Origin of the sequence: Novipirellula artificiosorum (assembly GCF_007860135.1) — a bacterium.
Taxonomy (GTDB): domain Bacteria; phylum Planctomycetota; class Planctomycetia; order Pirellulales; family Pirellulaceae; genus Novipirellula_A; species Novipirellula_A artificiosorum.
The window spans coordinates 1,055,326-1,074,514 of sequence record NZ_SJPV01000001.1; the positions used below are offsets into that span (position 1 = coordinate 1,055,326).

Annotated in this window: 11 protein-coding genes; 4 read left to right on the plus strand and 7 right to left on the minus strand. The window is 56.1% G+C overall.

Annotated elements, in window-relative coordinates; all coding sequences use genetic code 11:
- Nucleotides 1–6: 6 nt before the first annotated feature.
- The gene (locus tag Poly41_RS03725; RefSeq protein WP_231615374.1) at nt 7–870 is read right to left on the minus strand and encodes an SMP-30/gluconolactonase/LRE family protein; all 864 of its coding nucleotides are present in this window, start codon (nt 868–870) and stop codon (nt 7–9) included.
- 207 nt (nt 871–1,077) lie between these two features.
- Between Poly41_RS03725 and Poly41_RS03730 the strand changes: the two genes are divergently transcribed.
- From Poly41_RS03730 to Poly41_RS03740, 3 genes are all read left to right on the plus strand, one after another.
- Entirely contained in the window at nt 1,078–2,319 is a 1,242-nt protein-coding gene (locus Poly41_RS03730; protein WP_146524535.1) for a PQQ-binding-like beta-propeller repeat protein, read from the plus strand.
- A gap of 55 nt (nt 2,320–2,374) precedes the next feature.
- Nucleotides 2,375–3,001, plus strand: a complete 627-nt coding sequence (locus Poly41_RS03735) for a nitroreductase family protein (RefSeq protein WP_146524536.1) — start codon at nt 2,375–2,377, stop codon at nt 2,999–3,001.
- Nucleotides 3,002–3,190: 189 nt separating this feature from the next.
- Nucleotides 3,191–3,922: a pyridoxine 5'-phosphate synthase gene (locus Poly41_RS03740; RefSeq protein ID WP_146524537.1), complete on the plus strand. Its 732-nt coding sequence runs from the start codon at nt 3,191–3,193 to the stop codon at nt 3,920–3,922.
- A 1,340-nt stretch (nt 3,923–5,262) separates the two neighbouring features.
- Here the strand turns inward: Poly41_RS03740 and Poly41_RS03745 are convergent.
- The 3 genes from Poly41_RS03745 to Poly41_RS03755 all read right to left on the minus strand — a co-directional run bounded on the left by Poly41_RS03745 (nt 5,263) and on the right by Poly41_RS03755 (nt 11,042).
- On the minus strand, nt 5,263–6,444 hold the full coding sequence (locus Poly41_RS03745; protein ID WP_146524538.1) for a Gfo/Idh/MocA family protein: 1,182 nt from the start codon (nt 6,442–6,444) through the stop codon (nt 5,263–5,265).
- A gap of 179 nt (nt 6,445–6,623) precedes the next feature.
- Nucleotides 6,624–10,367, minus strand: coding sequence for a glycoside hydrolase family 2 TIM barrel-domain containing protein (locus Poly41_RS03750; RefSeq protein WP_146524539.1), 3,744 nt, complete (start codon nt 10,365–10,367; stop codon nt 6,624–6,626).
- 156 nt (nt 10,368–10,523) lie between these two features.
- Complete coding sequence (locus Poly41_RS03755; RefSeq protein WP_146524540.1) at nt 10,524–11,042, minus strand: response regulator; 519 nt, start codon at nt 11,040–11,042, stop codon at nt 10,524–10,526.
- 269 nt (nt 11,043–11,311) lie between these two features.
- Here Poly41_RS03755 and lysS point away from each other — a divergent pair, with 269 nt between their 5' ends.
- Nucleotides 11,312–12,898, plus strand: a complete 1,587-nt coding sequence (lysS, locus tag Poly41_RS03760; protein ID WP_146524541.1) for a lysine--tRNA ligase — start codon at nt 11,312–11,314, stop codon at nt 12,896–12,898.
- 229 nt (nt 12,899–13,127) lie between these two features.
- On the opposite strand, the gene Poly41_RS03765 is transcribed toward lysS, so the two are convergent.
- From Poly41_RS03765 to Poly41_RS03775, 3 genes are all read right to left on the minus strand, one after another.
- Nucleotides 13,128–14,129 (minus strand): dihydroorotate dehydrogenase-like protein, encoded by a 1,002-nt coding sequence (locus Poly41_RS03765; protein WP_146524542.1) that lies wholly within the window; start codon nt 14,127–14,129, stop codon nt 13,128–13,130.
- Nucleotides 14,129–17,707: a pyruvate:ferredoxin (flavodoxin) oxidoreductase gene (gene nifJ, locus Poly41_RS03770; RefSeq protein WP_146524543.1), complete on the minus strand. Its 3,579-nt coding sequence runs from the start codon at nt 17,705–17,707 to the stop codon at nt 14,129–14,131. The genes Poly41_RS03765 and nifJ overlap by 1 nt, the downstream gene beginning before the upstream one ends.
- 353 nt (nt 17,708–18,060) lie before the next feature.
- Nucleotides 18,061–19,062, minus strand: coding sequence for a TIGR00341 family protein (locus Poly41_RS03775; RefSeq protein ID WP_146524544.1), 1,002 nt, complete (start codon nt 19,060–19,062; stop codon nt 18,061–18,063).
- Nucleotides 19,063–19,189: the final 127 nt, after the last annotated feature.

Genomic DNA, 19,189 nt, shown 5'->3' on the forward strand with positions numbered 1-19,189 from the left:
CTTCACTTACAGCCGAGGTCGTACGTCCTTGTTCGCCAAATTGAACTGGTAAACTTGCAGCTGTTTGGGGTCGGCAACGTAGAGCGACGCTTCATCGATGGCCATGCCCACGGGACCGACCAACGGGTCGCCTTCGTGCCAAACCTCGGTCTTTCCATCGGCCGTAAACTTCCAGATTTTCTTAGCGTAACCATCACTCACGAATCCATGTTCGCCGGACCAAACCAAGCCATTGGGGTATTGGAAAGGCCGCCCCGTCACGATCGCTTGCGATTCCTTTGTTTCGACGTCAATGCGATGAACCGCGGCATCATCGGGCGTGACCGCCCACAGCTTTCCTTCGGCGTCAAACGCCAATCCGCGGGCGTTCACTCGCACGACCAACTCCGGATCGCCGCCTTCGATTGGAAATCGAAATACCGAACGCTTTTCGGCATCACCAACGTAGACGGTTTTTTGATCGGGTGACACGGCGAGCGCCATCGCGACCCCAACGCGAGCGTTGCACAATGGCTTGGGGTCCGCGTTCGGTTCCGCCACGTAGTAGACTTCGCGAGTGGCGGAATCGCCCACCAACAAGCCACCGTTGGGATGGTTGGCGATCGGGCGGGGCCGGTTCATCGGTTTTCGTAGTAGGTTCGAACCCCGTGCATAGAGCGATCGACCCGACGCATCCACTTTCCAGACACCCGGCAGGTCTAAGTCAACCACAAACAGTGCCTCGCCATCGACGGCTACCGAAATCGGGTACTTAGGGTCGGCCGGCGCGTCGTTACGATCTTGCCCAAACAAAGGGACAGCGGACGTGAAAAACAACACCAGACAAACCGGCATCGACCATCGTCGGGAAGATTGAGATAAACTCTTCATTTGGGGGCCAACACCAAGTGGGAACTGTGTGTTCGAAACGAGCAACTCTGGCTGATTGTACGGCATTCGTCTCCGGCCGTGAACGCGGCAGCTGGCTTCGGGCAAGCCAAACAACAGGTCTGAAAGGCCGGCGGGATTCGGTGGTCAGTTGCCGATGCTCTAGAATACAGTAATCCTTGCTTAAAACCCTCAGAGAAATCTTGACTCATGCCAAATCGCAGCCTAATGAAATTTGCGTTCTCGATTGCGATCGCGTCCGTTTGCCCTGCTGCCGAGCCGGATAGCTCGTGGAACCAATGGCGAGGCCCCTCGCGAGATAGCCAAGTGCCCGCTGTCCCGTGGCCAGAAGACCTTCAAAGCAGCATGCAATTGCTCTGGCAACGGGCTCACGACCCAAGCTATAGCGGGCCGGTCGTTCTGGAAGGCCTCGTCTTCACGACCGAAACGATTGGCAAAGCGATCGAACGGGTGACGGCGTACAACCTAGAAGATGGCAGCGTGGCGTGGTCCAAAGAGTGGCAAGGGGCGATGGCGGTGCCTTTCTTCGCTGCATCCAATGGTGACTGGATTCGATCGACCCCGGCTGTGGTTGAAGGCCACCTTGTTGTGCTGGGCATGCGAGATGTCCTGGTCTGCTTGGATCCGAAAACGGGGGACGAAAAATGGAGAGTCGATTTTCCGAGCGAGATGGGGACTCCTCTTCCCTCGTTTGGGGCCGTCTGTTCGCCACTGATTGATGCGGGGGCGATCTACGTTCAAACTGGCGGTGCGCTGGTGAAGGTGGCGCTCGCCGATGGCCGTATTCTCTGGCAATCGCTTGAAAACGAAGCGGGCATGATGAGTAGCGGTGCTTTTTCGAGCCCCGCGATCGCGACGTTGTGCGGCGAACGTCAATTGCTGGTTCAAACACGAGAGGAGCTGTGCGGTGTTTCCCTTGATGATGGGACGGTCCTCTGGAAGGAGCCGATCGAAGCCTATCGCGGTATGAATATCCTCACGCCACTGGTGATTGGAGACACCGTTTTCACTTCGGCACATAGTGGCAAGGCGCAACGTTTTCAAATAGGAAAATCCGAGGATGGGACTTGGAGCGTCGAGGAACAATGGTCTCAAAAGAGTCAAGCTTACATGTCGTCTCCCGTTGTGATAGACGATACCATCTACTTGCACTTGAAGAACCAACGTTTTGCCGCAATCGCGGTCGACGATGGGGCGATCCGGTGGACGAGTGCGCCGTTCGGAAAATATTGGAGTATGGTTGCTTGCGGCGATAAGATGTTATGTTTGGACCAGACCGGTGAGCTGCTACTGATCCAAGCGGACGATGAGAAGCTAAACATCATCGACCGCGTCCAGGTCGGAAGTGATACCTGGGCTCATTTGGCGATCAACAATGATTTTCTGATCGTCCGTGACTTGGCCGCGTTAAAGGTCTATCGCTGGAAGTAGTGGCATTGCGGGTCGCCATGCATTTTGACATTCAGAATAAAAACTGGACGAGACAATGAGTTCCCCCTCTCCGAAAGACGTGAACCCCACGGATCTTGGTGTTCTTGATGCGATTCGCCAGCGATGGAGTCCGTATCGATTTGAAGATCGATGGGTGGAAGACGAGAAAGTGGTGCGTTGTCTCGAGGCGGCCCGTTGGACCGCCAGCAGCTACAATGATCAGCCGTGGTCGTGGATAGTGGCTCGCCGGCAAGACACCGAGCCTTTTCAAACCATGCTGAGTTGCTTGCTCGAGGCGAATCAAGCGTGGGCAAGCCAATCGGGAGTGTTGTTGATTTCGGTGATCCGAACGACGTTTCGCAAGAATCAAAAGCCCAATCGAGTTGCCTTGCACGATCTTGGACAAGCCGCCGCTCATTTGGCACTCCAGGCAACGCAGATTGGCCTTCAGGTTCACCAGATGGCTGGACTCAATCTAAGCCGCGTGCGCCAAATCTACGAGATTCCCGACAGTCACCAGCCGCAGACGGCAATCGCGATCGGCTACCCTGATCGGAGTGCACCGGTAACCGAGGTTGACCGCGAATTGCAGCAGCGAGAAACGAGGGCCCGCGAACGCATGCCGCTTCGCGATCAGGTGTTTTCTAGCAAGTGGGGCAACACGAGCAGTATCCTGAAATAGTCCTCCCACCAGCGTGCTCCGGTTCACTCCCCGCGTCTCGTCTATCCGTTTCGGGCCACCGGTGATTAGACTACGCTTGCTCTCCTCATGGCTGAGTGTCCCATTTGGGATTCGTTCACCGGGTCGGTGCATGCCGAACGTAAACGATGCATCGTCTGCCCGTTTCTTTCTAACGTTAAAGCAATCCTCATGATCGAACTTGGTGTCAACATTGACCACATCGCCACGGTTCGCCAAGCGCGTCGAACCTACGAGCCCGACCCGGTGATCGCCGCAGGCTTGGCCGAACAAGGCGGCGCCGATGGAATTACGTTTCATCTACGCGAAGATCGACGTCACATCCAGGACCGTGATATCGAAATTCTGATGAAAACGGTGACGGTTAAAACCAATTTCGAGATGGCTTGTGCGGACGACGTGCTCAGCATCGCGTGCAACGCAAAACCGTCGTGGGGCCTGTTGGTCCCCGAAAGTCGCCAAGAAATCACGACCGAGGGAGGACTTGATGTCGTGAACGATCGTGGTCGGATTCGGGATGCCGTTAAGCGACTGCAAGATTCAGGTATCCTGACAAGCCTGTTTATCGACCCGGATCCCGCTCAGGTGCAAGCGTCGGTGGACCTCGGAGTCGACGCCGTCGAATTGCATACGGGCCCCTACGCGCTCGCCACGCATCAAACTCAAACGACCGAATTAGCGAGGCTCGACTCTGCGGGCCAAGTTGCCCGAGAGGCGGGGATCCGGCTGCACGCTGGGCACGGACTCCATTACGCGAACGTTCGTCCCGTCGCGGCGCTGGCAAACATGATCGAATTGAACATCGGTCATTCGATCGTCAGTCGAGCGTTGATGGTGGGGATGCGTGAAGCGGTTGCCGAAATGCGACGCATTTTGGACCTGGTGAGATCGCCAGTTTCGTAGTGCGTCCCCCACGCAGTGTGCATTTCAAACCCTGACGTTTCCCAAAACTTTGCAGCAGCACCCTTCCTCTTTAGCTCCCCTTTCCCCCGATTTGAGGTTGTACCGTTCTTAGGTCGTTGTTTGTCCAGGAGTTACGGTACCGTTACCTCTCCTTTGGGGAGGTCGGCGTCTAAACGCCGGGAGAGGGCCGGTGTTGCTGCATCGAGTGAAGACCCTCCCCCTCGCTGCGCTCGACCCCTGCCCTCGCAGCGCTCGCTGTACCGCGCATCTCGGGTGGTGTCTAATACATCTGCGGGGTAGGTGACGAGATTTCGCTTTGGACTTTCGACAAACCGCTGCGAATGATAGTTGCCTTACGGTCCGCGCTGGTGCTGCGAACATGGGAAAGCCTGTTGCACGGAGGTATGGCTCCGGTGTCCAATGATCTCTTAGAAAAGAGTCCCCGACGGTCGGTCGTCCGCCGGGAACCTGTAGCACCCTTGGCGCACCGTCGACCGGGATATCCCTTGTCAAGTTGCAACTCTGCAGAGCTCGACTCCGTTTCTACCGGCAACTGCACGATAACAAGTGAAAATAGCTCCTGCCAGCAATGATGGGACACCGGAGAGATGCCTCGAAAACCTCCTGCGCACGCTTCCGCCGGATGAGCCAAAAAACCTAGGTGCGCAAGAGCCTCAGCAAGCTTACACCTTCGCAAAAATCGGACAAGCGACGCAGTCCCCCGATCTCCGAGAAGGAAAGTATTCGTTGGCTCGAAGGATCTTCCCCCGAGCGTCCGCGTCAACGTGGTGCTGTGCGAAGAGGTCAATGTACCCGAAGGGGAGGATCCGATTTGCTGGATGCTGGTGACCACCTTACCGATCGATACCGACGAGGACCTTGTGGATCGGAATGCAACGCTGCCACGACCTGTCCAACGCATGGAACACATTCGGACCAGGAGCCAAAAAAATATCACCGGATTAGGATGTGGGGTACAACGAGCCGCGCAGCGGGAGAGGTCGAGCGCAGCGAGGGAGAGGGTTTCTTGGCACCCAATTGACTTGCTCCCTACGACTACTTTCGAATCGTTGATACTTTTCATCGGTCTCCAAATCCCCACCGATTCGTCAGCCGACCCCCGCGGAAGGGGGGGTGCTGGGTCAGCCCTCGCTTCTGAATACCGACTTAGAAACTGCACGACCTTCAAAGGTGGAGGTGACATTACGAAGCTCGCACGGAATAACAACTTCAAACCTTTCCACCCTCAACGATTGAGGGTGTATTCGCCGAGTCGCGCAAAAAAACGGCAAGAGCGTTCGTTGAACGTCTTGCCGTCATGGAGTTGGTTTACGGAATGCCTACTTCACGTCGTCCATGTTGATGGCATGCTTTTCCGCTGCCGACAAGGATGCCGCTTCGAGGACTCGCTGCGTTTGATACGCGTCTTCAAACGTCGGAATCGGCACGGTTGGCGTCTGGCCAGCGATTTGACACAAGAAGTCATAGGCTTCGTTGGTGAAGCAGTGCTCGTACCCGATCAAGTGTGCGTCGGGCCACCAATTAGCAACGTAGGGGTGGTCACCCGCGTGGGTGCACATGATGTTGGTCCAACCTTGAACGGCACGTGGACGCGTTGCGTCGTAGTACTCGAGTTCATTCATTCTTTCAAAGTCAAACTTCAGCGAACCCTTGGTTCCGTTGATTTCGAAACCGTTTCGGTTCTGGTTGCCGGTTGCTTGACGAGCCGCTTCGAAGCTGGCCACGGCACCGCCACTGAATCGAGCCAAGAACAACACCGTGTCATCGACGGTGACGTCCCCCATATCCTTCCCTGCATCCAACCCACCGGCGATGCTGCCGGAAGCAACACCGGTCATCAGTTTGCGTTTCTTGATAAAGGTCTCCGAGATTGCACCGGAGATCTCAGTGATTTCCTGGCCCGTCACAAAACGAGTCATATCGATGATGTGGGCGTTCAAGTCGCCATGAGCACCCGACCCAGCGAGCTCTTTCTTGAATCGCCACACCAATGGCACCGACTCGTCGGCCCAATCTTGTAGGTACTGAGCTCGAACGTGAAGAATGTCACCAATCAGTCCGTCTTTGACCATTTGGTAGGCCAGCGCTACGGCGGGCACGCGACGATAGCAGAACCAGACAGCGGTTTTCACGCCCGCCTTATTGGCTGCTTCCGCCATTTCGCGGGCTTCGGCAAGCGTACCGGCGATCGGCTTTTCGCATGCCACATGCTTGCCGGCTGCGATGGCCGCTTTGGCTGGCGGCGCGTGCATGAAGTTAGGCGTCACGATATCGACGATGTCGATGTCGGGTGACTTGACAACGGATTCCCAATCGGTCGCAGCGTTCTGCCATCCCCAATTGTCCGCAAACGCCTGCGGGTTTTCCGCTTCTTGGCCAAACACGGTGTGCATCACTGGCTTCGAGGGGCATTGAAAGAACTTTGCCACTTGGCCCCAGGCGTTCGAGTGCGAACGCCCCATGAACCCTTGACCAATCATTGCCACGTTTATGTTACTCATCAAAAGTCTCCGCTAAAACCTAGTAATCGAACCAAGAATCAATTTGCTGGCGAACCAGAACGCCTGCGATCCACTTGCAACCCAAGTCAGGCAGTTTTCTACGGTGAAGTGGGCCCGTTTTCAAGGGGACGGGTTGCGTTTGCTCCCTTGTCGGCGGTTAAGCCCGCTTAGGACGTGACTCATTCCACTGGCGAGAGTGTGAACGAATAGGAGTAGGGCTGATCGCCTGGCAACGTGTACTCAGGATGGGTTTTCGCCCCCCAACTGTTGTCGCCTCCGACGCCGTGCAATTTCAAGTCAACGAACACCATGTTGAAGTCTCGGCGCGGGAGCTCGTAGGGATGGGATGCCAACTCCACATCACTGATCGTGTAGGGCCAAGCACTCATGCTGAGCGGCTCCGATCCGACAATCTCAATGCCACGACCCTTCGAATCGGTCAATGTCATCGAGCGGACATCGGTTCGATTACCGGTGTCTTGGCTACGACAATAGGGAAAGACCATTTCATCAACGGTCGATTCGTACACGGCGATCTCCCCGCCGGTTTTGCGGTCGCAGTACGTTTCCTGAGGCCCGCGGCCGTACCACTGCACTTGGTTCAGATCCTTGGCAACTGCGAGCTGCATGCCAAACCTGGGCAGCATTGGAAAATTACCCTTACCCGGTTCGTAAGCAGCCTTCACCTGCACCGAACCGTCCGGAAAGAACCAATAGCGGATTTTGTAGCTGGAATCGCCGACGGGCAATTTTGATTTGATCGTTGCTTCGAAGACGTCCCCGTTTTCCTCGCCAAGGAAATCAACGAACTCCCTTTCCGCAGCCGCGGCACGCCAGGGCCCCAGTCGATTGACGTAGCCGTTTCGGAATTGGTTGTCGTTGGGAGCTTTCCAGAAGTTCGGTGCAAGTGGGCTGTGCAGCATCTCCTTTCCGTCGACCTTGATCGAAGTCAGATCCCCGTTTGATGGATCCATTCGGTATTGGACCTTACCCGAAGTGATCACCACCATTCGCTCATTGTCCTCAGCTGTAACCGTTGGCTTTTCGCCGCTGGGTTGGTCGACCGAGTCCGCAGCCTTGACCTCGAATTGGTCCCAAGCGATGCGGTGGCCGGCCGAGGCCCAATTGGTTTCTTTTGGCAGCTCAAAGGAGACTGTCAGCAAACACTCACCCTTCATTTCGTCGGTGACCATCGTCGGAATCACCACGTACTCGTCACTTAGCGGCTCGACATTCAAATCGTTCAGCTCCGCCGTGGCGACGACCTTTCCATCGCACCGGAGCGTGGCCGTCGCCTTGAACTCGTTCAGATTGCAAAACAGGAACTTGTTTTCGATTCGGAAGCGACCTTCGGCCAGGTCCACTGCGTGCAGCTTGATCTCCTGATGGACTTTCTTGACTTCCCACAAATGGGGATTCGGTCGCCGGTCGGGTTGCACCAGACCGTTCATGCAGAAATTGCCATCATTGGGTTGATCGCCAAAATCGCCGCCGTAAGCAAAAAATTCGCCGCTTCCATCCGGAGAGGTCTTCACACTCTCGATCTGACGCAAGTCCATGTGCAGAACTTGTCCTTGAGGGTCGCGCGAGCCGACGTCGGCTGCCTCGGCCGCCGTCAGGGCTCGGTTGTAAATCCGAACCTGTTGAATCGGAAGCGAGGTGACGCGATCGGTCACTTCTGAGTTGCGGCCGATGTTGACGGGATAAATGCTTTCGGAAAGGGCTCCCGTCAATGCTCGTTCACCCACCTGTTTTCCGTTCACAAAGATTCGCATCTGTTGGCCATCGTAAGTCGCCGTGATTCGATTTGCACCGTCGAGCAAATTGGCATCGTCATACAAGACCTTTAGACTCTCCCAAGCACCGGGGTACAGCGTGAAGTTGATTCCGGAATTATCGAGTCGAAGTAGATATTGGTGGTCACCCTTAGAAAGGATCGGACAGAATCCGCCGACACGATTGCCGTAGACCGTCGCTTCGAGTGTCAACTGCGTCGTCAATTGCAAGGCATCGTCGTTGTCGACCATTGCTGCGCCGGTCAATCCTTGCTGAACATCAAATTCCCCGCGGACTTGCGCCGTTAGCTTGGTGTTCTCGATGTCCGTTACGCGGTACACCGGCGGGACGGGCTTGCGCAGCCCTTGGTCGACCCAGTCCCATATGAATCCACCCTGCAGATGATCATACGCTTCCATCGCGTCCCAGTAGTCTTGGAAATTGCCGACGCTATTACCCATCGCGTGTGCGTATTCACAAAGAATCAGCGGCCGATCGGGTTGGTTCTTTGCATAATCGACAATTCGGTCGATCGTGGCGTACATCGGACATCGAATGTCGGTGTTGTCGAGATCAAAACCCGCTTGCTCATACTGAACCGGTCGAGACGGGTCACGCTGTTTGATCCAGTCGTAGTTGGCGAAGAAATTGACGCCATTGCCTGCTTCGTTGCCGAGTGACCAAATGATGATCGAGGGATGGTTTTTGTCCCGTTCAACCATCCGAATCGCTCGATCGAGGTGAGCTTTGCCCCACTTTGGGTCTTTCGCGAGTGATTCCGCTCCGTAACGCATTCCGTGCGATTCGATGTTGGTTTCATCGACCACGTACAAGCCGTACTGGTCACATAGCGTGTACCATTGCGGATCGTTTGGATAGTGGCTGGTGCGCACCGCATTGACATTGAATTGCTTCATCAACTTGATGTCTTCGATCATGGATTCGACCGAAACGGTGTGCCCGGTATCGGGGTCATGCTCGTGACGATTGACGCCCTTCAAGTAAACTTGCTTGCCATTGACGTGCAACAAACCGTCTTTGATCTCAACTTCCCGAAAACCGACTTGAGCGGTTGTGATTTCGATCGTTTTGCCTGCCGCATCTTTGAGTGTCAGGAGCAGTTGATACAAATTGGGTTTTTCTGCGGACCATTGCTTTGGACTCGAAATCGATTTGCTCAGCGTTAGCTTCGCCGCCTTTCCGGCTGCCACTTGGGTTGATGCACGGAGATCGTTGAATACCACCTTGCCCTCGGCGTCAAGCAACTCGGCAAGTACCGAAAATGGGGTTGACTGTTCCGTCGCGTTGGCAACTTCAACATCGACGCTCAATGTGGCGTCTTGATAGGCGTCATCTAAGTCCGTGTGGACAAAGAAGTCGCGAACGTGCAGGGGATCAGCTGACCAGAGATAGACATCACGAAAGATACCGCTCAGTCGCCAAAAATCTTGATCCTCCAAGTAGCTGCCATCGCTGTAGCGATACACTTCAACCGCCAACGTATTGCTACCGTCCTTCAAGTAATCGGTGATATTGAACAACGCCAACGTCCGGCTGTCTTGGCTGTACCCCACGCGCTCGCCATTGATCCACACATAGAATGCCGAATCGACACCGTTGAACTGCAAGAAGACCTCACGACCATCCCACTCGGGTGGCAGCGAAAAATCACGGCGGTACGAACCGACGGGGTTACGATCGACATAGTTGGTAAAATTGGCTGGCGGCTCACCCATCACCCGCGGCGGGTCCTTCTTGAACGGATAGGTCATGTTGGTATAGACCGGAACGCCGTAGCCTCGCAGCTGCCAGTTGCTCGGCACGGGCATGTCGTCCCATCCGCTCACATCAAAGCTGGGGTGAAAAAAATTCTCCGGCCGTTCGCTCGGCTGTTTGACCCAATGGAACTTCCAGATTCCATTGAGACTGCGGTGATAGACGCTCGCGTCACGAGTCGCTTCGATCGCACTCGCCCGGTCATCGTAGGGCAGCGATGTGGCTCGTCCGGCCAACTTATTGATGCCAACCACCTGCTCGTTTTCCCAATCAGGGGCTTGAGCGCTTAGCGAGTGGAGGGGCAACAGCGACAAAAAGGCAAGGCTGGTCAGCAGGACCCAAGGACGAAGCGAGATCGTTTTGCAGAGCATGAGGGGGCACTCTCATAGGGCAGGAAAAATGGCAGCCGCAGACAACGTGGCGGCAGTCGCCTCTCGTTGCCGTCTTTCGACGGCGGATCAGACGCCCTTCAAAGATGATGAAAGGTGCTGCGAAAGTCCAGCCCTGGCAGCTTGGGTGAAGGTGAATTAGAGGGTCACCCAGCCGGGCCGGGTCGGCTGGGAACCTCGCTTGCGATGCGCGGAAATCAAGGACGGCATCCAAAGCAATTGGTCTGCCACAGCAATCAACGCATGGGGGTCAACGGGTTTGAACAAGCAGCGGCTTGCGGCTGCCATCTGATCCGTCTTCTTTTCCAGTCCCGCCCAGCGAGTGTCGGCCAACAAAACGACCGGAATTTGTTCATAGTCGGTTTGTTGGCGAATTCGTTGGATGGCCTCTAATGCCGCAGTCGCATCGTCGGCGACATCCCAGATCAATAAATCTTGGGTGCCCAGTGCGAGTGCGGATACCGCGGCCTCGGCCGTCCGAGCGCACGTACACGCATAGCCTTCATAGTGAAACACGCCGGCGGTCGCCAGCAAGGACAAGGGACTTGGATCAACCACCACAATCGATGCCTGTTTCGTTGGCGGCGTCGCGTGTTTCGTTCCGCTGGCCCTCAAGCCAGCGACGCTGCCGGCATCGTGTCGAACTTTACGTTGCATGGTGGTGTCTATCGAAGAAGTCGGGTGCAATCCGGAAACGGGGGCTGCGGATGCTGTCGAACAACACGCCGCAGGCCCCCAGATCCCCTGATACATCCATTTCGCCAGATAAAGCAAGATCGCTCGTGGTTGCGTGTTTGCCAAATCGTGCCGACAATCTGACGAAACAACCATACGATTGCGGACGTCTCGTGTGACGAAAAGCCGCAGGTTCGAGTCCCGAAATATTCCCCCATTCTAGCCACGGCGTTGCCGTTTTCTGTCAACTCATGAGCCAAAAACTCCCCGCATCGCCCGTTGGCGACGACCACACCGACCCCAAAGTCGCCCGCCGAAACAAGCTAAATCAGTTGGTCGAGCGGGGCATTGACCCGTTCGGCAGCCGGTTTGATGATCGCTCGTTTGTCAGCGATTGCCAAGATCGATCGGGCGAGGTGCAGTTTGTCACCGCCGACGGCAACAACATTGAACTTCCCGACTTCGACGCACCCGATCTCGATTATCGTCAGTGGAAATCGGACAATGGACCTGGCCAGGAAATCGGACCCACCGTTCGTGTCGCAGGCCGGATCATGTTGTCGCGGCCGACGGGGAAGTTGATTTTCTTGAACTTGCGTGATTGGACCGGCGATATTCAAATCTTCGTTGGTAAGAAGCAGGTGGGTGACGACGACTTCGAAGTCGCCAAATTGTTCGATCTTGGCGACTTGGTCGGCGCCGAAGGACGCCTCGGCCGAACCAACACGGGCGAGTTAACCGTGTTTGCCGAGAAACTTTTCTTCTTCACAAAAATGCTGGAACCGGCCCCCGACAAGCACGCCGGGTTGACCGATCCCGATCTGCGTCAGCGAATGAGGTACGCCGATTTAGCGTTTAACGATGGAGTGATCCATACCTTCATGGACCGAACGCGGATCATTAAGTCGATCCGCCAAACGCTTGACGATGACCGCTTCTGCGAGGTCGAAGGTCCTACGCTGCATACGATTGCCGGTGGTGCCGCCGCTCGACCTTTCATCACGCACCACAACACCCTCGACATGCAACTCTACCTGCGGATTGCATTGGAGTTGCATCTCAAACGCTTGATGGTCGGGGGGATGGAACGCGTCTACGAACTGGGACGCGTCTATCGCAACGAAGGGCTGAGTCCTCGGCACAACCCCGAATTCACGATGCTCGAAGCCTACCAAGCGTACGGTGATTACGAATCCATGATGGATTTGACGGAGCGTTTGGTCAGCGGCGCGATCCGCGCGACAGGCGGCAACACTCAGCGAGAGTTTGCAGGGAAGGTCATTGATTTCAGTGTCCCGTTCCAACGAGCCACCTATGCTGATCTGTTCCAAGAAGCCACGGGCGTCGACCCAGCCGATGAGGATGCCGTGATCGCATTGGCGACGAAGTTGGACATCGACACCGCTGACAAGCATCCCGACGTGATTCGCAATGAGATCTTTGAAGAGAAGGTCGAAGATACCTTGGAGGGGCCGATTTTTGTGATCGACTACCCCGCCAGTATCTGCCCCCTGACGAAGCGAAAGAAGGATAATCCCGCGATCGCGGAACGATTTGAGTTGTTTGTGCGAGGAATGGAAATTGCAAACGCTTACACCGAATTGAATGATCCTGATTTACAGCAACGGTTGTTCGAAACGCAACTCGATGGCCAAGACGAAGAGGATTCGATGGCCAAGATGGACCACGATTTCGTCCGAGCGTTGCGCTACGCGATGCCGCCGGCGGGTGGATTGGGCGTTGGAATCGACCGATTGGTGATGCTGCTGACCGGACAGAAATCGATCCGCGATGTGATCCTCTTCCCGGTCCTAAGACCCGAAAGCGAGTCGAAGTGAGAACGTTGGTCAGCGACCGCGTCAGGCAGCCTACGTCGAAGAGGTTTTACAAGGAATGGCATCGAGCCCCAACGTGACGCCCACCGGCGCTGGCCTTATTGTACAACGGCCTTATTGTACAACGCCTGCGGCGTAGGAAGACGCTTTTCGACACCGTGGCCCCAGGGTGCGCCGCTGTGCGTCGACCCTGGGCACTGGAATCCAACCGCTTCGCGGCAATGGACTCGGCTTACTTCGACGTGGTGTAGGAGGTCAGTGCCTTCATGTAGTTCGCGCGACTGAGACCTTCGGGATTTGAGCAATTCTCTTTGCTCATGCTGCCCTTCATTTGTTCGACCGAGGTGTACTCATGCTCGGTCATCCACTGGATCAGTCCCGTGCGAAGCGTGTCGAGGTGGTTGGGGCCCTGTTTCAACAATGCGGACGCCAGCATCACGGCATCGCTGCCCACCAGCAAGGCTTTCACCAAGTCGGGTACTTCGTGAACGCCCCCCGTTGCGGCCAAGCTCGCGTCGACTTGATCTCGAAGGATTGCGATCCATCGCAAAGCAACCCGCAACTCATCCGCTGTGCTGAGAACCAAATCGGGTTTGAACGTTAAGGTTTCCAAATCGATGTCGGGGGCCAAGTAGCGATTGAACAAGACGAGTCCATCAGCGCCCGCTTGGACAAACCGCCGCACCAGATCGGGAAGCGAGCTGAAGTAGGGTCCGATCTTAACACCGACCGGAATATGAACCGTCTCGCTAACTGCCGCAATCAATTCACAGTATTGATTCTCGACATCGTCAGCGATGGCGTTAGGTTCTGTGGGAATGAAGTAGATATTCAACTCGATCGCTCGCGCACCGGCTCGTTCCATCAGCTGAGCGTAATGCACCCAGCCACCCCGCGTCGATCCGTTCAAGCTGGCGATGATTGGCATCTTGACCGTGCTCACAGCGTCACTGATCAGCTTCAAATACTGGTCTGGCCCAAGGTTGTATTCGACTTCAGGAAAGAAACTGAGCGATTCGGCCATGGAATCGGATTGGAATTCATGCAGCCGCTGAACCTCTTGCCGATCATGTTCAATTTGCTCTTCAAACAACGAGGGCAAAACCGCCGCCGATGCCCCCGCCTGCTCCAGTTTCTGCAGCGAATCGATATCGCCGGTCAACGGACTCGCCGACGCGATCAGGGGGCTGTCAAGTTTCATGCCCAAGTATTGGGTCGATAGATCAATGGCCATCAGTTCTCCTTCACTACCTTTTTTAAATCGGTGTATTCACGTTCTACATCGGCAAGCTGCTGATAGTAGTGCCAAGTCTCGTCGATGTCACGTTGTGCAAGGCCCATCAATTCGCGAGCCCGATCCGGTTTGGATCGCGCCAACATCGCAAAACGAGCCTCTTTCATCGCGACCTCTTTGAACGGCAGGCTCGGTTTCCGCGAATCCAGTCGGAACGGATGTTCTCCCTGACGTGCATTTCGCGGGTCGTAGCGGTAGAGCGGCCAAAAACCGCTCTTGACCAAATCCTTCTGGTGCGACATGGCGGTGGTCATGTCGATGCCGTGGGCGATACAGTGACTGTAGGCCAGAATCAGCGAGGGACCCGGAAACGATTCGGCCTCGTGGAACGCCTTGATCGCCTGTGCGGGATTGGCACCCATCGCAATCTGAGCCACGTAAACGCTGCCGTAGGCAATTGCCATTTGGCCCATGTCCTTACGGTGGGCTTCCCGGCCAAACGCGGCGAACTTCGCCGTGGCCGCTCGCGGTGTTGCCTTGGAGGCCTGGCCACCGGTGTTGGAGTAGACGCCGGTGTCGAGCACCAGCAAATTCACGTTTCGTCCAGTGGACAATACGTGGTCGACACCACCGAAATCAATATCGTAGGCCCAGCCGTCTCCGCCGATGATCCACATGCTGCGATTCACTAAGGAATCAGCGATCATCAACAGTTCCGCCGCTTCGGGGGTCGTCAACGGGTGGAGTGCCTGCTTCAACCGGGCGATTCGATCACGCTGAACATGGATTTCCTGTTCATTCGACTGAGTGGCGTACAGAAACTCGGTCGCCAATTCCAAGCCGATGTCTCCAGCGACTGCTTTGAGCAACTGTTCGGCGCGATCGCGTTTGCCATCGAGTGCCAAGCGAATCCCCAGACCGAACTCGGCGTTGTCTTCGAACAGCGAATTTGCCCAAGCCGGGCCGCGGCCTTCTGCGTTGGTCGACCAAGGGGTCGTGGGTAAGTTGCCGCCATAAATCGAGGAACACCCCGTTGCATTCGCCACGACCATGCGATCGCCAAACAACTGCGACAACAGTTTCAAATAGGGCGTTTCGCCGCAACCGGCACAGGCACCCGAAAACTCGAACAGTGGTAACATCAGTTGCGATCCCTTCACGGTGTCCGCCTTGACCGTGGTCCGATCGATGTCAGGGATGGTGTCGAAGTATTCAAAGCGAGTCTTCTCGACCTCGAAGTGCTCGCTTTTGGGAAGCATGTCGATCGATTTGTGCTTGACGACCTCCTTGCTCTTCGCTGGACACACGTTGACGCACACGCCGCACCCCGTACAGTCCTCGGGCGTCACTTGGACGGTCAATGCCGTTTGAGGCTGAGCATTCGGTTTGGACAATCGAGCTTGGAAATTCTCAGGAGCCTTTGCCAGTTCGGTAACATCGAATCGCTTGGTTCGAATCGCCGCGTGAGGACAGACGAGGGCACACAAGCCACATTCGATACAGATGTCAGGATCCCAAACAGGAATCATGTCGGCGATATTGCGTTTCTCGTAGGTGGCCGTCCCCGTCGGGAAGGTCCCATCGACGGGAAAGGCACTGACCGGCAACAAGTCGCCTTTCCCGGCAATGATCATCCCCGTCACTCGCTTGACAAAATCAGGCGCGAACTCGGGGACCGGGGGCAACATGTGTTGGTCACCACCGATTTTGGCAGGAACCTCAACTTGTTGGAGGGAATCGACAGCGGTGGTGACAGCCCTAAGGTTTCGCTCAACCACACTCGGCCCGCGCTTGCTGTACGATTTTTCGATCGCCGTATTGATTTGCTCGAGCGCCTCGTCCATCGGCAAGACTTTCGAGAGCGCAAAGAACGCAGTCTGCATCACCGTGTTGATCCGTCCGCCCAAGTTCACCTCGCGAGCGATCTTGGCCGCATCAATGACATAGAACTTCAACTGCTTGTCAATGATCTGCTGTTGAAGCTCAATTGGCAATTGATCCCAGACCTGGTCCGCCGCGAAGGGGCTATTGAGCAAGAACGTCGCGTTCGGCTGAGCCGTCTCCAAAACATCCATTCGCCTCAGCAATTCGAATTGGTGACATGCCACGAAGCTGGCTTTGCGAATCAAATAGGTCGATTGAATCGGTCGAGGACTAAATCGCAGGTGGGAAACCGTCGTCGACCCCGCCTTACGCGAGTCGTAGACGAAGTAGCCCTGTGCATAGAGCGGAGTGTTTTCGCCAACAATCTTGACGGAATTCTTGTTCGCCCCGACGGTGCCGTCGCTGCCCAGCCCATAGAAAATCGCACGCGTGACGTCGTCGGGCTCGCTAAATCGCTCCTCGTCCCATGGCAAACTGGTCAGCGAAACATCGTCGTGAATGCCGATCGTGAAATGGCGTTTTGGGTTGTCGGCTTTGAGTTCGTCCATCACCGCAATCAACATCGCCGGCGTGAATTCCTTGGACCCCAGTCCGTATCGCCCGCCGATCACCAGCGGCATCCGCTCGGATTGTGGGTTCCAGCCTTCTGCGACCGCAGTGATCACATCCTGATACAGCGGCTCGCCAATCGCACCGGGCTCTTTGGTTCGATCGAGCACCACCATCCGCTTTGTCGTTTTTGGAAGTGCCGATACGAATCGAGTCACATCGAACGGACGGAACAAACGGACCTTCAGCAATCCGACCTTCTCGCCCTCGTTGACCAGCTGTTCGATCGCCTCTTCGGCCGCACCCACGCCCGATCCCATCATCACGACAACTCGATCCGCGTCGTCCGCTCCCAGATATTCAAACAGCTTGTATTGCCGACTCGTTCTCGCCGCGAAGCGGTCCATCTCTGCCTGCACGATGTCCGCTGTTGCAGCATAAAACGGATTTGCGGCTTCACGAGCTTGGAAAAAGACGTCGGGGTTCTGTGCCGTTCCACGCAGCACCGGTCGATCCGGGTCCAAGCTACGGTTGCGGTGTGCCCACAGCGAGGGCATGTCAAGCAAACTGCGAATGTCCTCATCGCCGAGCGGTTCAATCTTGTTGACTTCGTGTGAGGTGCGGAATCCATCGAAGAAATGCAGGAACGGAACTCGCGAGCGGAGCGTGGCCGATTGCGAAATCATCGCAAAGTCATGAGCCTCTTGGACCGATGCGGACGAGAGCAAGGCGAACCCCGTGCCGCGAACCGACATGACGTCGCTGTGGTCTCCGAAAATCGACAGCGCGTGAGTTGCCAAGCTGCGAGCCGCCACGTGGATCACCGCCGACGTCAGTTCGCCCGCGATCTTGAACATGTTCGGAATCATCAGCAGCAAGCCTTGCGACGCGGTAAACGTCGTCGAGAGTGCGCCGCCCTGCAACGAACCGTGAAGCGCCCCAGCCGCTCCCCCTTCACTTTGCATCTGAATGACCTGCGGAATGCTGCCGAGCACATTGGGCTGTTCTGACGCCGCCCAGGCATCAGCCAGTTCCCCCATCGTCGAGGAAGGCGTGATCGGATAAATCGCGATCACTTCGTTTGTCGCGTAGGCAACACGGGCGGTCGCCTCGTTCCCATCGACGGTGACATACCCGATATCCATGTGCGCAATCTCCAATGATTCAAACTAAGTGATGGGTGTTGGGTGAAGTGGTGTTCTTTTTGGACTTTTCGGGCCGCTCGCCCCTAGCGATACAGCCGCAACTTCCCCATCTGGGCAGCGGCCACGCAATGTTACCCCAATCGGCGCCGAGTCAGAATGACCCCTGGTCGCGAACGTGCTCTGTGCGTGAAGATGCGATACCTCTTGACGTCCTTAGCGGCGTCCAGACACCCTTTTGCAGCGCGCGAATTCGCACGCATGCGACAATATGGCCCAGTTTTGACCTATGCACAACTCGGCATCGAAGCCCATTTTTGGCAATTCGCGGGATCCGATCTGGGTTTCGACAATCGCTAGGGGGCGTCGGTAGCGAGGTGGATCAGCACGACCAAGATCCCCAGCAACACGACCCAAGTGAGGATCGCGAGACGCGTCGCCTTTTTAGCTCGCTCGGTTTCCCACCACGTTCGCGGCCCAACGCCTTGAGCGAGGAAGGTCAACACTCCGGCAAGATTGACGCAGATCACGTTGGTCGCAGTCAACAACAATGCACCTTTGGCCGAGTCGAATTCACCCACGGCCAGCAGCAACCCGAAGACGGCGAAGGGTGGCAGCAGCGCGACAGCGACCATCACGCCAACCAGGGCCGACGGTGCGCCAGTCGTGAAAGCCAAGACTCCGGCGCATCCGGATGCCAAAGCGAGAACGATGTCCCCCATGCCAACTTCGGTGCGAGATCGAATCGCATCACCGTTGGGGTCGATCGCAAAGCAGACTCCCACGACCAACGATGCGACCAACGCGATGGAGAGCCCGACGGCATTGGTTCGGAGCGACTTGAAGACTAAATTCCAATCGCCAAGTGTGGTAGCCAGGCAGAGCGACATGTTTGGCCCCAGCAGGGGGGCGATCACCATCGCCCCAATGATGATGGCCGTATCGTTGCGCATCAATCCGACTGCAGCAACCAAGGTGGCGATCACGACCTCGGCAGCGAAGACGCGAGAAAGCTCCGCGCTCTCAGCGATATCCGCATACAATTCTTCACGACCAATCCGCTCGGGCGAATTCCCCTCACCATTGGACCGTTTGGTCGACTCGACCGGTTTGGGCCGAGGCAGCGTTGCTTCGACCGGCAGCAGCATGACACGGAAGGGCTGAAGAGATGAGAAATGATCTTGCAACGGATCCATCAGCGCTTCGGTCTTTTCCGCATTGACCAACATACGGATCAACGAAGTGTCGTCGCCAATCGGTTGCGCCCAACGATCGAGTATGTGCTCGTCATCACATTGGTCGAACAGGTCGTCGACGGAACCGCTTGGAATCACAATTTCGATTAGTCTCAAGGCCATGATGATGTCGCCCGATCCACGATCTTTGAAGGAGTTTTGAAACGCGATCCCCAACGCGAATCGAAGATGGTATGATCAAGTTTCGGTTCGCGTTGAAGTTGGCCCCCATCTTACCCGGAACCTGATC

Excerpts from the sequence above, each read along its gene's own strand:
- Poly41_RS03775 (WP_146524544.1), bottom strand. The coding sequence starts at position 19,062 with ATGGCCTTGAGACTAATCGAAATTGTGATTCCAAGCGGTTCCGTCGAC.
- Poly41_RS03735 (WP_146524536.1), top strand. The coding sequence starts at position 2,375 with ATGAGTTCCCCCTCTCCGAAAGACGTGAACCCCACGGATCTTGGTGTT.
- Poly41_RS03750 (WP_146524539.1), bottom strand. The coding sequence starts at position 10,367 with ATGCTCTGCAAAACGATCTCGCTTCGTCCTTGGGTCCTGCTGACCAGC.
- Poly41_RS03755 (WP_146524540.1), bottom strand. The coding sequence starts at position 11,042 with ATGCAACGTAAAGTTCGACACGATGCCGGCAGCGTCGCTGGCTTGAGG.
- Poly41_RS03745 (WP_146524538.1), bottom strand. The coding sequence starts at position 6,444 with ATGAGTAACATAAACGTGGCAATGATTGGTCAAGGGTTCATGGGGCGT.
- Poly41_RS03730 (WP_146524535.1), top strand. The coding sequence starts at position 1,078 with ATGCCAAATCGCAGCCTAATGAAATTTGCGTTCTCGATTGCGATCGCG.
- Poly41_RS03725 (WP_231615374.1), bottom strand. The coding sequence starts at position 870 with ATGAAGAGTTTATCTCAATCTTCCCGACGATGGTCGATGCCGGTTTGT.
- nifJ (WP_146524543.1), bottom strand. The coding sequence starts at position 17,707 with ATGGATATCGGGTATGTCACCGTCGATGGGAACGAGGCGACCGCCCGT.
- Poly41_RS03765 (WP_146524542.1), bottom strand. The coding sequence starts at position 14,129 with ATGGCCATTGATCTATCGACCCAATACTTGGGCATGAAACTTGACAGC.
- Poly41_RS03740 (WP_146524537.1), top strand. The coding sequence starts at position 3,191 with ATGATCGAACTTGGTGTCAACATTGACCACATCGCCACGGTTCGCCAA.
- lysS (WP_146524541.1), top strand. The coding sequence starts at position 11,312 with ATGAGCCAAAAACTCCCCGCATCGCCCGTTGGCGACGACCACACCGAC.